The 12,274-nt window shown below is 60.9% G+C and carries 15 protein-coding genes; 11 read left to right on the top strand and 4 right to left on the bottom strand.

Annotated features, from left to right (window positions below; translation table 11 throughout):
• Nucleotides 1-18: 18 nt before the first annotated feature.
• Complete coding sequence (locus MUU54_RS04945; protein ID WP_247242921.1) at nt 19-822, bottom strand: DUF2189 domain-containing protein; 804 nt, start codon at nt 820-822, stop codon at nt 19-21.
• A gap of 237 nt (nt 823-1,059) precedes the next feature.
• Here MUU54_RS04945 and MUU54_RS04940 point away from each other — a divergent pair, with 237 nt between their 5' ends.
• Nucleotides 1,060-1,614, top strand: a complete 555-nt coding sequence (locus MUU54_RS04940; RefSeq protein ID WP_247242920.1) for an RBBP9/YdeN family alpha/beta hydrolase — start codon at nt 1,060-1,062, stop codon at nt 1,612-1,614.
• A 118-nt stretch (nt 1,615-1,732) separates the two neighbouring features.
• Here the strand turns inward: MUU54_RS04940 and MUU54_RS04935 are convergent, their stop codons facing one another.
• Nucleotides 1,733-2,044, bottom strand: coding sequence for a DUF1476 domain-containing protein (locus tag MUU54_RS04935; protein ID WP_247243013.1), 312 nt, complete (start codon nt 2,042-2,044; stop codon nt 1,733-1,735).
• 331 nt (nt 2,045-2,375) lie between these two features.
• On the opposite strand from MUU54_RS04935, the gene purC reads away from it, so the two are divergent.
• From purC to MUU54_RS04885, 10 genes are all read left to right on the top strand, one after another.
• Entirely contained in the window at nt 2,376-3,140 is a 765-nt protein-coding gene (gene purC, locus MUU54_RS04930; RefSeq protein ID WP_247242919.1) for a phosphoribosylaminoimidazolesuccinocarboxamide synthase, read from the top strand.
• A 20-nt stretch (nt 3,141-3,160) separates the two neighbouring features.
• On the top strand, nt 3,161-3,403 hold the full coding sequence (gene purS, locus MUU54_RS04925) for a phosphoribosylformylglycinamidine synthase subunit PurS (RefSeq protein ID WP_247242918.1): 243 nt from the start codon (nt 3,161-3,163) through the stop codon (nt 3,401-3,403).
• An 18-nt stretch (nt 3,404-3,421) separates the two neighbouring features.
• Entirely contained in the window at nt 3,422-3,679 is a 258-nt protein-coding gene (locus MUU54_RS04920; RefSeq protein ID WP_247242917.1) for a hypothetical protein, read from the top strand.
• Nucleotides 3,676-4,347, top strand: coding sequence for a phosphoribosylformylglycinamidine synthase subunit PurQ (gene purQ / locus MUU54_RS04915; protein WP_247242916.1), 672 nt, complete (start codon nt 3,676-3,678; stop codon nt 4,345-4,347). The genes MUU54_RS04920 and purQ overlap by 4 nt, the downstream gene beginning before the upstream one ends.
• A 54-nt stretch (nt 4,348-4,401) precedes the next feature.
• A complete protein-coding gene (locus MUU54_RS04910) occupies nt 4,402-4,794 on the top strand; it encodes a hypothetical protein (protein WP_376742053.1) in 393 nt (130 codons plus the stop codon).
• A 170-nt stretch (nt 4,795-4,964) separates the two neighbouring features.
• Nucleotides 4,965-5,567, top strand: a complete 603-nt coding sequence (locus MUU54_RS04905; RefSeq protein ID WP_247242914.1) for an acyloxyacyl hydrolase — start codon at nt 4,965-4,967, stop codon at nt 5,565-5,567.
• Nucleotides 5,568-5,681: 114 nt separating this feature from the next.
• Nucleotides 5,682-7,889, top strand: coding sequence for a phosphoribosylformylglycinamidine synthase subunit PurL (purL, locus tag MUU54_RS04900; RefSeq protein ID WP_247242913.1), 2,208 nt, complete (start codon nt 5,682-5,684; stop codon nt 7,887-7,889).
• A 570-nt stretch (nt 7,890-8,459) separates the two neighbouring features.
• On the top strand, nt 8,460-8,693 hold the full coding sequence (locus MUU54_RS04895) for a BolA/IbaG family iron-sulfur metabolism protein (protein WP_247242912.1): 234 nt from the start codon (nt 8,460-8,462) through the stop codon (nt 8,691-8,693).
• Nucleotides 8,694-8,835: 142 nt separating this feature from the next.
• Nucleotides 8,836-9,171, top strand: coding sequence for a Grx4 family monothiol glutaredoxin (grxD, locus tag MUU54_RS04890; RefSeq protein WP_247242911.1), 336 nt, complete (start codon nt 8,836-8,838; stop codon nt 9,169-9,171).
• A gap of 122 nt (nt 9,172-9,293) precedes the next feature.
• Nucleotides 9,294-10,499, top strand: a complete 1,206-nt coding sequence (locus MUU54_RS04885) for a multidrug effflux MFS transporter (protein WP_247243012.1) — start codon at nt 9,294-9,296, stop codon at nt 10,497-10,499.
• A gap of 41 nt (nt 10,500-10,540) precedes the next feature.
• Here the strand turns inward: MUU54_RS04885 and MUU54_RS04880 are convergent, their stop codons facing one another.
• Together MUU54_RS04880 and ttcA are read right to left on the bottom strand one after the other, a co-directional pair.
• Nucleotides 10,541-11,365 carry an inositol monophosphatase family protein gene (locus MUU54_RS04880; protein ID WP_247242910.1) on the bottom strand — a complete coding sequence of 275 codons (825 nt, stop codon included), beginning with the start codon at nt 11,363-11,365 and terminating at the stop codon, nt 10,541-10,543.
• A gap of 22 nt (nt 11,366-11,387) precedes the next feature.
• A complete protein-coding gene (gene ttcA, locus MUU54_RS04875) occupies nt 11,388-12,260 on the bottom strand; it encodes a tRNA 2-thiocytidine(32) synthetase TtcA (protein WP_247242909.1) in 873 nt (290 codons plus the stop codon).
• Between the last annotated feature and the right edge of the window lie 14 nt (nt 12,261-12,274).

Raw genomic sequence — 12,274 nt, 5'->3', positions numbered from 1 at the left:
CGGCGCTTTCGATTCTCGCTATACGACCCGCGGCGGGATGAGCTTGCGGTAGAGATGCCAGGTGGCGTGGCCGAGGATCGGCATGACCACAACCAGACCCGCGAACAGCGGAATACTGCCGACGAAGAGCAGCGCGGCGACGATCACACCCCACAGCCCGACTGGGATGGGATTGGCGATTGTCGCGCGGATGCTGGCATCCACCGCGGCCGCTGCACCGACATCGCGATCGAGCAGTAGCGGGAAGGTAACCACCGTGGTGGCAAGCACGACGACGGCGAAGAAGAAGCCGGCGAGGTTGCCCCAGAGGATGACCTGCCCGCCCGCTTCCGTGGTGAGGAGGCCCGACAGGAATGACGAGATCGAGCCTGGCTCCGTCTCACCCAAGTGATAGGCATAGATGGCCTGGGCCGTGAGCAGCCAGGCGATGAAGAGCGCAAACAGAAGGGCGCCTGCCGCCACGATCGAGGGCAGCGCCGGGGACCGGAAAACGTTGAGCGCATGGCGCCAGGACGTATCCTCTCCCCGCTCCTGCCTGCGACTGACCTCGTAAAGCCCGAGCGCTGCTAGGGGGCCGAGAAGCGCGAAGCCGGACGCTAAGGGATAGAGAAGCGGCAACAGGTTCGCGCCGGTGCTCCAGATCGCCAGGATCACGCCGACCAGTGGATAGATCAGCCCCAGGAAGGCGTAATGCGACGGCTTCCGGTTGAAGTCGGAAAGACCGAGCTGCAAGGCCTCGAACACATCCGAGATTTCGATCCTGCGAATATTGGGGCGGACGAGAACGCCTTCTCCTCCCGCCATGACGTGGAATCCTGCCATTGCACTCTCTCCTCATCGGCAGGCTGCAACGAGTCGACGCAAAAGAAACAGAGCCGGCATTGCAGCGGCGGCGAAGCCGCATGGCACATGGTGTCATCTGGCTGAGGCGGTGGGGCTCGACGGCCGGGATAAGGCAGCGTCCTAGGGCCTCACCAACCTTCCTTGAAGTTTATCAAATTATGCCGTCCCTGTCGCGTTCTCCTTGACTTCGCGAGCCCGATTTCCGAAATCGCGGCTATGAAAGCGTCCGAAGCCGACATTCTCATCATCCCAGGTTACACCAATTCTGGACCCGACCACTGGCAGAGCCGGTGGGAAGCGAGGCTCTCCTCTGCACGGCGCGTCGAGCAGGCCGAATGGTCGAAGCCGGTGCGGGAAGACTGGGTGGCGCGTGTTGCGGAAGAGGTGAATGCCGCCGCGCGCCCAGTCGTGCTGGTCGCCCATTCGCTCGGCATTCCCTCCGCAATCCACGCTATCCCGCTCTTCGAGAAGAAGATCGCCGGCGCCTTTTTCGTTGCGCCTCCGGAAGTGGACAATCCTGCAATCAGGCCCCGCCACCTGATGAGCTTCGGCCCCTATCCGCGCGATCCGCTGCCCTTCCCGACGCTGACAATTGCCAGCCGCAACGACCCCTTCGGCTCGTTCGAGCACGCCGACGACATTGCCAATGCCTGGGGCTCGCTCCTGATCGATGCCGGCGAGGCGGGACACATCAACGCCGAGGCCGGGTTCAGCCCCTGGCCGGAAGGAACGATGGTCTTTGCCCAGTTCCTCGCCCGGCTCCAGCCTTGACGCTCAATGGGCGGAATGACGGAAAAAGTCCGCGCCGATGCAAAACCTCCGAAGGTTGATGTCCAACTTTCGGGGGGCAGTTCAATGACGCGGGCTTCTCTACTCCAACTTAGAACTTCTATCGGGCGAGTTCGGCAACCGCATCCTGCAGATAGGCGAACATCTTCTGGCGGATTTCTTCGTCGGAAACAGAAACGCCACCTGCATCGAGATCGCCGCGCAGCTTCCGGAACACATCCTCGTCCCCGGCCTCCTGAAAGTCTGCCTCGACCACCTCCGCGGCATAGGCTTCCGGATCGCGTCCAAGCAACTCCGCGGCCCACCGGCCCAGGGCCTTGTTGCGACGGACGAGCGCCTTGAACTTCTGTTCCTCGTCGAGCGCATACTTATTTTCGAAAGCTCGCTCGCGATCGCTCATGCTGGTCATTATCTGAACTCCCGCTATCGGTTATGGAGCGATCATAAATCAAAACAGCGGGGAAGATGCAATGCGCTACATCAACTCGTGAGTAGACTATCGGCGACCGCCGAAATGGTGACGCAATCGCAGCCTATCAGAAAGCTTTAGCGGCGGCGGCAGCCGCCGATTCCGGGCCACTGCTTGGTCTGCATTCTTGTATGATCGCCCCGAGTGATTCCGCGCCGGGCACTCGCAACGAGCAGACGCGCCGTCATTGTGAAATTTGTTCTTTTCCTTTAAGGGACCGCACAAGCGAATATTCCACTGCGCCAATCCGGCGCCAACAACGAGACATCTTAACATGAACCGTCGCCGCCGTATTTTCGAAGGCAAGGCAAAGATCCTGTATGAAGGCCCCGAGCCTGGCACTCTCATCCAGTTCTTCAAGGACGATGCCACGGCCTTCAACAAGAAGAAGCATGACATCATCGACGGCAAGGGCGTGCTGAACAACCGTATCTCCGAATACGTCTTCACGCACCTGAACAAGATTGGCATCCCGACCCACTTCATCCGCCGCCTCAACATGCGCGAGCAACTGATCCGCGAAGTCGAGATGATTCCGCTGGAAGTGGTCGTGCGCAACGTCGCCGCCGGCTCGCTGTCGACCCGTCTCGGAATAGAGGAAGGCACCGTGCTTCCTCGCTCCATAATCGAGTTCTACTACAAGTCAGACCAGCTCAACGATCCGATGGTGTCCGAAGAACACATCACGGCCTTCGGCTGGGCAAATCCGGCTGAGCTCGACGACATCATGGCGCTCGCCATCCGCGTCAACGACTTCCTCTCTGGGCTCTTCCTCGGCGTCGGCATCCAGCTCGTCGACTTCAAGATCGAATGCGGTCGCCTCTATGAAGGAGACATGATGCGCATCATCCTGGCGGACGAGATCTCGCCGGACAGCTGCCGTCTCTGGGACATCGAGACGAAGGAAAAAATGGACAAGGACCGCTTCCGCCGCGACATGGGTGGACTGGTCGAAGCCTATTCCGAAGTTGCGCGCCGGCTCGGGATCATCAACGAAAACGAACCGATCCGCGGCACCGGCCCGGTTCTGGTGAAGTAAGAGAACAGGGGACGCGAAGAGTGATTAAGGCACGGGTAACGGTGACGCTGAAGAACGGCGTTCTCGATCCTCAGGGGAAGGCCATCAAGGGGGCACTCTCCAGCCTCGGCTTCGAAGGTGTTGGCCACGTCCGCCAGGGCAAGGTCTTCGACCTCGAGATCGAGGAACGCGACCGCTCCAAGGCGGAAGCCGATATCAAGGCCATGTGCGAGAAGCTTCTGGCGAACACGGTGATCGAGAATTATACTATCGCCTTCGAATGAGGGTCTTGGAGAGTTGCAGTGACCGAAGTCACGAACGAACTGATGAACGAGCTTGTGAGAAAGATGCAGAGCGACATCGCCTCACTGAAGTTCGACGTGACGAACACCAAGCCTGAGCTAAGCAGCCTTCGCGGCAGCGTCGCCGCAATGCAGATGGACACCCACCAGATCTACACGCGACTTGATCGCGTGGATCAGCGTCTTGACCGAATCGAAACCCGTCTTGAGCTCCGCGAGCTTCAGGAAGCGCAAGCAAGGTTTGAGCCACACCCATGAATTCCGCAGTCGTTCAGCTTCCCGGCCTCAATCGTGACCGCGATATGGTCGATGCCCTCACTAAGATTTCCGGCCACGCGCCGGTGACCGTCTGGCAGACGGAAACCGAGATCCCGGATGTTGACTTGATCGTCATCCCTGGCGGTTTCTCCTACGGCGATTATCTCCGCTGCGGCGCCATTGCCGCCCGGATGCCGGTAATGGATGCCATCCGGCACAAGGCTGAACAGGGCGTCAAGGTGCTCGGCGTCTGCAACGGCTTTCAGATACTTGTGGAGGCTGGACTTCTTCCCGGAGCGCTGATGCGCAACACATCGCTGCGCTTCGTCTGCAAGGAAGTTCTGCTGGAGGTCGTGAATGCCGATACGGCCTTCACCCGCTCCTATATCGCGGGCGAAGTCATCCGTAGCCCGGTCGCCCATCACGACGGCAATTATTTCGTCGACGACGAGACGCTTAAGTCGATGGAAGACAACCGGCAGATCGTGTTCCGCTACGCCGCTGGCACCAATCCTAACGGCTCGCTGAGCGACATAGCCGGCGTCATCAACGCCAAGGGCAATGTTCTTGGCATGATGCCGCATCCGGAAAATCTCATCGAGGCCGCTCACGGCGGGACGGATGGCCGCGGCATTTTTGCATCGGCGCTGGATCTCGTTGCTGCCTGACGTCTGGCCCCATTCCGGTCGCTCAACGCTCGCTAACCCTGGAACACTATAATGCTGTCTTCATCGCGATGCGGCGCTGCCGCGGCTCTGACTGCGCTGGCGCTTCTCTCCGGCTGCCAAGCTGGAAAGCAAGCGGCATCAACGGTGGACCGCGCAGCACTTCCGACCATGGAGCGGGTGGCTTTGAACGCGAATACCTGCTGGTTCAAATCCGGTGACAAGGCATTTGCGGATTACCGGCTTGCACCGGAACTCAACTCTTTCTCCGGACGTCCGCGGATCCTCGCCGTGCCGCGCCACAAGCCCGAAGCCCTCCCCGCTCTGGTGGTCCAGGCCGAAGGGTCGCCTGCCCGCCTGGATGCGTTCGGTCCGCTGATAGACGGCGCGACAGGCGAACGCATTAGGCGTGATGTGCAGAGATGGGCCGCCGGTCGTTCCGGCTGCTGAAGCGCCACGTCGCTTAAATGTCACTCCGTTAGTTGTAGATGAGCGGGCACCATGGTGCCTGCTTCTTTCCGGTTGCGTGAATCAGCAGGACAAGCCTAGGTTCGGGCGGATTTGTGATGACAGTGCGGCGGGATTGTGCTCGCTTGCATGAGCAGGAGCCACAACCGGTTATGCACAAAGTAATTCTCTCGACATTCATTGCTTCGGCGATTTACTCCACCGCCTCCTTCGCAGCAGATTTCGCCCCCGCCGCCCCCCTGGAAGCTCATCCCGTCGCTCACGAGGCTGGACGCATTTTCGACGAGGCCCGTTTTGGCGTCCTAACCTCCATCGATCATTCCGGCGCGAACAAAGAGGACGGCTACTTCATCACCGGCATGCTTCTCTTCGATCCTTGGGGCTACACGGAAGCGCAAGGTTTCGACCGACTGCTCCGCCCCCGCATCCACGTTGGTGGCACGGTGGCCACGGAGGACGAGGCCAACCAGATCTATGCCGGCTTCTCGTGGACCGCGAACGTCACCGATCGCTTCTTCCTCGAACTCGGCTTCGGTGGTACCTTACACGATGGCGACCTCGACGTTAGTGATGGCGGCGACGGTCCCGAGCTCGGCTGCCGCGCCCTGTTCCACGAATATGTCGCAGCAGGTTTGAACGTCACCGAGAAGTGGAGCGTAATCGCTCATCTCGAACATTCGTCGCACGCCAATCTGTGCGACGGCCCCAACAACGGGCTTTCCCGCGGCGGGCTAATGGTGGGCTACAAGTTCTGAGTTCAATGTTTTCAAACGGCGGACCGCGAGGGCGCGGCAGGAATTTTCCTGTCGCGCCTTTCGCCTTGTTAGGCTAAAGAGACCGCCAAACGCCGACCTCAGCCAGAGAAGATCATGAACATTCCAAACAGCATCGCGATCACGCCGGAACTCGTTGCCGCCCATGGCCTAAGCCCTGACGAGTACCAGCGGATCCTGGACCTGATTGGACGCGAGCCGAGTTTCACCGAGCTCGGCATCTTTTCGGCCATGTGGAACGAGCACTGCTCGTACAAGTCCTCGAAGCGCTGGCTGCGGACGCTGCCGACGAAGGGGCCGCGCGTCATCCAGGGCCCCGGTGAGAATGCCGGCGTGGTCGACATTGACGACGGCGATTGCGTCGTCTTCAAGATGGAGAGTCACAACCATCCGTCGTACATCGAGCCCTACCAGGGTGCAGCCACCGGCGTCGGCGGCATCCTGCGCGACGTCTTCACCATGGGCGCGCGCCCGATCGCGGCGATGAACGCGCTGCGCTTCGGTTCGCCGGACCACCCCAAGACGAAGCATCTTGTCTCCGGTGTCGTTGCGGGGGTCGGAGGCTATGGCAACTCCTTCGGCGTCCCGACGGTCGGGGGTGAAGTCGAATTCGACGAGCGCTACAACGGCAACATCCTGGTCAACGCGTTTGCCGCCGGACTGGCGAAGAGCGATGCGATCTTCTTGTCGGAAGCCAAGGGTGTTGGTCTGCCGGTCGTCTATCTCGGCGCGAAGACCGGGCGCGATGGCGTTGGCGGCGCGACGATGGCCTCTGCCGAGTTCGACGACTCGATCGAGGAGAAGCGCCCTACCGTCCAAGTCGGCGACCCCTTCACCGAGAAATGCTTGCTGGAAGCGTGCCTCGAGCTGATGCAGACCGGGGCAGTCATTGCGATCCAGGACATGGGCGCTGCCGGTCTTACCTGCTCTGCTGTCGAGATGGGCGCCAAGGGTGATCTAGGCATCGAACTCAATCTCGATCACGTGCCGGTCCGCGAAGAGCGCATGACCGCCTACGAGATGATGCTGTCAGAGAGCCAGGAGCGCATGCTTATGGTGCTCCGTCCCGAGAAGGAGGACGAGGCGAAGGCGATCTTCGTCAAGTGGGGCCTCGACTTCGCTATTGTCGGTAAGACAACTGACGACCTGCGTTTCCGTGTTTTGCACCAGGGCGACGAGGTCGCCAACCTGCCGATCAAGGAACTCGGCGACGAGGCGCCCGAGTACGACCGGCCCTGGCTGGCGAGCAATGGCCGCCCTGCCCTGCCTGCCAGCGACATCGCGGAGCCGGACAACTATAACGAAGCCCTACTGAAACTCGTCGGCTCTCCAAATCAGGCTAGCCGTCGCTGGGTTTGGGAACAGTATGACACCATCATTCAGGGCAACTCGCTGCAGCGGCCGGGCGGCGATGCTGGCGTGGTCCGCGTCGACGGCCATCCCAGCAAGGCCTTGGCCTTCTCCTCCGACGTGACGCCGCGCTATGTCGAGGCCGATCCCTTCGAAGGCGGCAAGCAGGCGGTGGCGGAATGCTGGCGCAATATCACTGCAACCGGTGCGGAGCCGCTGGCAGCGACCGACAACTTGAATTTCGGCAACCCCGAGAAGCCCGAGATCATGGGGCAGTTGGTCGGCGCGATCCAGGGCATCGGCGAGGCTTGCAAGGCGCTCGATTTCCCGATCGTGTCGGGCAACGTCTCGCTCTACAATGAAACGAACGGCGTCGCGATCCTGCCGACACCGACGATTGCCGGCGTAGGCCTCCTGCCAGACTGGTCAAAGATGGCCCGGATCGGCGGCATGAACGAGGGCGACGAACTGATCCTTATCGGTTTCGATGGAAGCCACCTCGGCTCCTCTATCTTCCTCCGTGACGTACTCGGCCAGACGGATGGTCCGCCGCCCGCAGTCGACCTGGAAGCGGAGCGCCGCCATGGTGATTTCGTGCGCGGTCTCATCCGCAACGATCAAGTGACCGCTTGCCATGACATCTCATCGGGCGGCCTGATGCTAGCCGTCGCTGAAATGGCGATGGCTGCAACGAAGGGGGCATCGCTGACCCTGGCGGAACAGCGCGGACCGGTGCATGCCCTGCTCTTTGGTGAGGATCAGGCGCGCTACGTAATCTCCGTGCCGGCCGATCTCGCAAATTTTGTTGGCGCCAGTGCCGAGGGCGCTGGGATCCCGTTCCGCCGCCTTGGAACTGTCGGCGGGGACAGGCTGTTGGTGGACGAGATCATCGACATCGCGGTCGTCGATCTGGTCAATGTCAATGAGAGCTGGTTCCCAGCCTTCATGGCATGATCTTCCATCGCGCTAAAGTCGCTGAACGCTCGAACGAGCTAAGGAACAAAACTTGCGCAGGATGAACTCCCTGGGCCGCTTCTTTCCGAGCGGCCCAAGTTGAACTTCTAGGCGCATCTGAGGGGACGCACTTCTTGCAGCCTTGCTAGCAACAGTCATTCTCTGGGGCGCAGCCACTATCGCAGGTAAAGCGAGTCCGGCTTCTTCGCGGAGAACGGTGCTAGGTGTCATTCTGCTCATCGCCACCACCTTGATGGCGGAATTGCGACGGCGCGGCACCATCTTGCGGTCTCTCCATCCCCGCCTGTCCTGGCCGCTCGGGGTAGCGGGAATGGCGCTGGTGGCCAGCCAGGTCTTCGAAGCTCTTCATCTCGTTGCGATCGAAGAAACGCTCGCACTCTATGGTATGTCATTCTGCTGTTCGGCCCGGGCTGGATCTGTGCTCGTCCTTCGGCGCTGGAACAGCCGTAGGAAACCCGCCACGAGACCCTTTGACCCGGCTTCTCCTTTGAGGCACTCTCGATTCGTGGCGGCGCCACGCCACGGCGAAACGAGACAGAGGAACACCACATGCCCATGAACCCCGGCGACATCGAAGACATGATCAAATCAGGCATTCCCGGCGCCAGGGTGACGATCCGCGACCTCGCCGGCGATGGTGATCATTATGCCGCTGAGGTGGTCGCGGAGGCTTTTCGCGGCAAGACCCGTGTTCAGCAGCATCAGATGGTCTACGAGGCGCTGAAGGGCAACATGGGCGGCGTCCTCCATGCATTGGCGCTGCAAACATCCGCGCCCGACTGACGGTGGTCTCGTCCCACAAGCGACGACACATCACTGAAATTGATCAGCTGCATGGCTTAGCTGTGCTGGATATCCGCGAAGCACATGCTATCTAAGCAGTCAGCAGTCTGGACCTTGAACCCAGATCGATAAGGATAGTGACATGAGCGGAATCAACGAATTCATCGACAACGAGGTGAAGACGAACGATGTTGTCGTCTTCATGAAGGGCACGCCCCAATTCCCGCAATGCGGATTCTCCGGACAGGTGGTGCAGATCCTCGATTACCTCGGACTCGACTACAAGGGCGTCAACGTCCTGGCCGACCAAGAAATTCGGCAGGGCATTAAAGATTACTCCAATTGGCCGACGATCCCGCAGCTCTACGTGAAGGGCGAGTTCATCGGTGGCTGCGACATCGTCCGCGAGATGTTCCAGTCCGGTGAGTTGCAAAGCCACCTGACCGAAAAGGGCATCACCGTCCGCGGCGCTGCCTGACGTAGGCCTGTCATCCGACGTTGTTATTTCGAAGGCGCCGCCCTCCGGCGCCTTCTCTTTCTTTTTCAGGATTTGTTGTCGTGACCGTAAATACACAAGCCACCGCCGATCGTCTCGGTGGGATGGGCAAGGTTGAATTCATTGCCCTGATGGCCGCGCTTATGGCGCTCAATGCACTTGCCATCGACATCATGCTGCCCGGCCTGCAGCAGATCGGCGCCGCACTCGGCGTCGATAACGAAAACCACCGGCAGTACGTCGTCTCCGCCTACCTCTTCGGCTTCGGCATTGCCCAGCTTGCCTATGGCCCGATCTCCGATCGCTTCGGGCGGCGGCGCCCGATGCTGTTCGGTCTCGTCGTCTACGTGCTGGCCTCGCTTTCGGCGGTGGCCGTACCGTCGTTCGCCGGGCTGCTCGCCCTGCGCTTCCTTCAAGGCATCGGCTCTGCTGCCATGCGGGTGATCACCATTTCGATTGTCCGCGACGTCTATGGCGGCCGGGCCATGGCAGAGGTCATGTCGCTGATCATGATGGTGTTCATGGTCGTGCCGGTCATCGCCCCCGGCACCGGCCAGGTGATCCTGTTCGTTGGCAACTGGCACCTGATCTTCCTATTCATGGCAGTCGTTGCGACCGCCGTCGGGATCTGGATGTATCTGCGTATCCCGGAGACGCTGCACCCTGAGGATGTCCGCCCGCTAACCGCCCGGTCGATCCTTGACGGCTTCCGGATCGTCCTGACGAACCGATTGGCGCTCTGTTATGCCATCGCCAGCATGTTCATCTTTGGCGCACTGTTCGGCTTCATCAACTCGGCTCAGCAGGTCTATGTCGGCATCTACGATCTCGGCGCCTGGTTCGCGCTGGCCTTCGCCGCGATCGGTGCGCTGATGGCGCTGTCTTCCTTCGTCAACGCCACCTTTGTCGGCCGATTCGGCATGCGCCGCCTGTCTCACGCTTCGCTGCTCGGCTTCATCGTCATCACCTTCCTGTGGCTGATGGTGCAGGTCTTCGGACCGCAGCCGATGCCCTTCCCCTTGTTCCTCGCCTTCTTCGCGCTTGCGATGTTCCAGTTCGGCTGGATCGGCTCGAACTTCAACTCGCTGGCCATGGAGCCGCTCGGCCACGTCGCCGGCACGGCGTCTTCGGTGCTGGGCTTCATGGGCACGTTCGGCGGTGCCTCGATCGGCGCGATGATTGGGCAGTCCTTCGACGGAACGGCGCTGCCGATGGTGGCCGGCTTCTTCACCGTCTCCATCATAGGGCTGATCTTCGTCCTGATCGGCGAGCGCGGCAAGCTCTTCCGGTCGCAAAACCCGGCCGTCTGATAATACAACACTGGCGTAAAAGGGCCCACAGGGTCCTTTTTTCAAATCTTCAGGATTTCCCGCCTCAGCATCTGCCAGCTCTCCTTATCTGTGGAAACCAGCAACCCGCCCTCCACATGGCGTGGAAGATACGGAGCATCATCGAAGCGCGCGACATAGCCGCCCGCCTCCTGTGCCAGAAGCGCACCCGCAAGATGATCCCAAGGCATCAGCTTGTTGTACATGATGAAGTGCACGTGCCCGCTGGCGAAGGTACGGTATTCGTGAGCGGCGCACCGGTAATTGGCGACCATTCTCACCTTCGCGAGGTTGCACATGACGCGCTCCCGCATCTCGCCGAAGAAGTAGCCGGCCGAGGCCATCCCGACCATCGCCTCCAGCGGTGCCGGGGCTGCCACGCCAAGCCGCACCGCCTCCCCGTCTGGCCGCCGCAGGAAAGCACCCGCGCCCTTTTCAGCGATCGCCCAGTCATCGCCCATCGGGTCATAGATGAGACCCGCTACCGTCTCGCCTCTCCAAACCACCGAGGCCATCACGCCGAAGGCCGGGATGCCGGAGGCGAAGTTGAAGGTGCCGTCGACAGGATCCACGACCACGGCGAGTTCGGCGTCCGCCAGCCGCCCCAACAGGGCATGATCGGCGGCAACCGACTCCTCGCCGACGAATAGCGCCTGCGGCAGCAAGGTACTGAGTTCGTTGCGGATGTACCGCTCCGCCGCGACGTCGGCTTCCGTTACAAGATCGGTCGGCTCGCTCTTCGATCGAACGTCGCCGTTGCCGAGCCTACGGAAACGCGGAAGGATTTCGGCTTTGGCCGCGCTGCGCAGGCAATCGGCGATCTTGGATACGTCGAGCTGGAGAGACATCGGATATACCTGAATTGGTCAATTAGGGATTGGGTCCGGCCGCGAGCGCGGCGAAGTCGAAAAGCCTTGTATCGAGAAGATGTGACGCATTCACGTGGGCGAGCGCACGCAGCATCGCGTCCTTGCGGCCCGGCATGCGCGTCTCGATGTCGGCCAGCATCGCCTTCATGGCATTGCGCTGCAGCCCGTCCTGGGATCCGCAAAGGTCGCAGGGGATGATGGGAAACTCCATCGCGGCTGCGAAGCGTGACAGATCGTCCTCGGCGCAATAGGCCAGAGGACGCAGCACGAAGAGGTTGCCCTCGTCGTTCAGCAGCTTCGCCGGCATGCCCGCCAGACGCCCGCCGTGGAAGAAGTTCATGAAGAAGGTTTCGAGGATGTCCTCGCGATGGTGACCGAGCACCAGCGCGTTACAACCTTCCTCCCGCGCGATGCGGTAGAGGTTGCCCCGGCGAAGCCTGGAGCAAAGCGAGCAGTAAGTCGCCCCTTCCGGCACCTTCTCCTTCACGATCGAATAGGTGTCGCGATATTCGATGCGATGCTCGACGCCGATCGAGCGCAGGTAATCCGGCAGCACGTGCTTGGGGAAATTCGGCTGCCCCTGGTCGAGATTGCAGGCGATCAGTTCGACCGGCAGCAAGCCGCGCCACTTGAGATCCATCAGGATTGCCAGCAGCGAGTAGGAGTCCTTGCCGCCGGAGACGCCGATCAGCCAGCGTTTCTGGCCCTTCAGCATCTGGAAATCGTCGAGCGCCTGGCGCACCTGCCGCAGGAGGCGCTTCCTCAGCTTGTTGAACCCGACAGACTGTGGCGCATGAGAAAAGAGCGAGGAAAGCTGCCCCTCGCCTTCCAGGTCGATCGCGTTGTCGACTATCGCTGGACCGTTCAGTCCCATACCGTCTCCAAGCT

Origin of the sequence: Pseudorhizobium tarimense, from assembly GCF_022968135.1 — a bacterium.
Taxonomy (GTDB): Bacteria; Pseudomonadota; Alphaproteobacteria; order Rhizobiales; family Rhizobiaceae; genus Neorhizobium; species Neorhizobium tarimense.
The sequence above is the reverse complement of the archived record's forward strand: the minus strand, read 5'-3'. Positions and strand labels throughout refer to the sequence as shown.

Excerpts from the sequence above, each read along its gene's own strand:
- MUU54_RS04885 (WP_247243012.1), top strand. The coding sequence starts at position 9,294 with ATGGGCAAGGTTGAATTCATTGCCCTGATGGCCGCGCTTATGGCGCTC.
- ttcA (WP_247242909.1), bottom strand. The coding sequence starts at position 12,260 with ATGGGACTGAACGGTCCAGCGATAGTCGACAACGCGATCGACCTGGAA.
- MUU54_RS04945 (WP_247242921.1), bottom strand. The coding sequence starts at position 822 with ATGGCAGGATTCCACGTCATGGCGGGAGGAGAAGGCGTTCTCGTCCGC.
- MUU54_RS04940 (WP_247242920.1), top strand. The coding sequence starts at position 1,060 with ATGAAAGCGTCCGAAGCCGACATTCTCATCATCCCAGGTTACACCAAT.
- MUU54_RS04905 (WP_247242914.1), top strand. The coding sequence starts at position 4,965 with ATGCACAAAGTAATTCTCTCGACATTCATTGCTTCGGCGATTTACTCC.
- grxD (WP_247242911.1), top strand. The coding sequence starts at position 8,836 with ATGAGCGGAATCAACGAATTCATCGACAACGAGGTGAAGACGAACGAT.
- purQ (WP_247242916.1), top strand. The coding sequence starts at position 3,676 with ATGAATTCCGCAGTCGTTCAGCTTCCCGGCCTCAATCGTGACCGCGAT.
- purL (WP_247242913.1), top strand. The coding sequence starts at position 5,682 with ATGAACATTCCAAACAGCATCGCGATCACGCCGGAACTCGTTGCCGCC.
- MUU54_RS04880 (WP_247242910.1), bottom strand. The coding sequence starts at position 11,365 with ATGTCTCTCCAGCTCGACGTATCCAAGATCGCCGATTGCCTGCGCAGC.
- MUU54_RS04895 (WP_247242912.1), top strand. The coding sequence starts at position 8,460 with ATGCCCATGAACCCCGGCGACATCGAAGACATGATCAAATCAGGCATT.
- purC (WP_247242919.1), top strand. The coding sequence starts at position 2,376 with ATGAACCGTCGCCGCCGTATTTTCGAAGGCAAGGCAAAGATCCTGTAT.